At 64.3% G+C, this 1,309-nt stretch carries 1 pseudogene; it reads right to left on the minus strand.

Annotation, left to right across the window (positions count from 1 at the left end):
- Window positions 1–1,288 (minus strand): annotated as a pseudogene (locus DRB19_RS29610) (transposase); the annotation flags it as partial.
- Window positions 1,289–1,309: the final 21 nt, after the last annotated feature.

Here is a 1,309-nt window from a genome sequence, read left to right on the forward strand (position 1 = left end):
CCCGGCGGAGATTGTTCCCTCGATGCCGGCGCGCTTCTGGTACTCTTTGGCGAAGGCAGGCAGCGCCTCACGCTCGCGAGCCGCTGCAAGGGTCTCATGTTCCTCCTGTGGGCGCAGCGTCAGGAGCCGCCGATCGCTGCGGGTACACTGTGCCTTCAAGGGACAGGGACGACAGTGAGTGGTCGAGAAACGCACCTTGAAGGCGGTTCGTCCCTGCCAGTAATCGGGACGCCAGCTCCGGCTCTCGTGCCCGGCCGGACAGATTGCGACTTCCCGCTCCCAATCGAAGATGAAGTCCTGCAAGGTGAAGCCCTCACCGGATTGAGTCTGCCACTGATGATTCCGGGGAGCCGGCCCCAGGAGAGTGACGCCATAGGTCCGGCGACTGGCGACGAGTTGATCGGCCGCGACATAGCCGGCATCGGCCAGATGAGTATCGGGCAGCAGACCCTTGGCCTTGAGCCCATCATGAATGGTGTTGAGGGCGTCGCGATCCACGACCGGTGCCGGCGTGGTCTCCACATGCGTGATCAGGTGCGGGCTGCCCTCGTCACAAGCCTCGGTCAGATGAACCTTGTAGCCAATCCAGGTTGTCGTCCCCTTCTTGGCATAATGGACCTCTGGATCGTAGGGTGATCCGGCCATCAGCAGGGAGGGCGGAAATCCCTCATGGTCGGTCCGCCACTGCACCCGGGGAGTGGTCTCAAAGAATGGGCCGGCCTCCGGTTCTCCGGTCTGAGCTTGGTCGGTGAGACAGAAATTCTGCACCCAAACCTGCCGCAGCAGCTCAATGGCCGGGATCTCACGCAGCCAGATTGGTGCACCAGGAGCCATGATGGCAGCAAGCAGCTGATGACCATCGCGCCCAATCTGCTCGGCATGGGCGCGCCGCTTCGCCTCGCCTTGCGGGACATCATAGTCGTCGGCCCGCCTGCCATACCGCTTGATCCAGGCGGGATTGGCATGGGCGCGCAACCATGCGGGAGCCGCGGACGCCAAGACATTGAGGGCCGCCCGCATGGTCTCGGTCACGCAGGCGAGACGGTTCAGGGAACGGACGGCTCCGAGCACATGGGTCGAGTCAGTGCGCTGACGGCCTCGGGCGCTCAGCAGCTTGTGCTCCCGGCACAGGACCAGAAGCGTATCAAGGAGCTGTCTGGGCATCGGTAAAGATCGTCCCAAGGTGGTCACGCAGGCGCAGATAGGGGCTGCCATGCGGGAACGCGGCCCGCGCGATGGCTGCCGTCGCGGCTGGGACATCACGGCACGGGATCGGGCGGAGCGACATGAGGACCTCCGGGATAGTGGG

Origin of the sequence: Microvirga aerophila, assembly GCF_003332305.1 — a bacterium.
GTDB lineage: Bacteria > Pseudomonadota > Alphaproteobacteria > Rhizobiales > Beijerinckiaceae > Microvirga > Microvirga aerophila.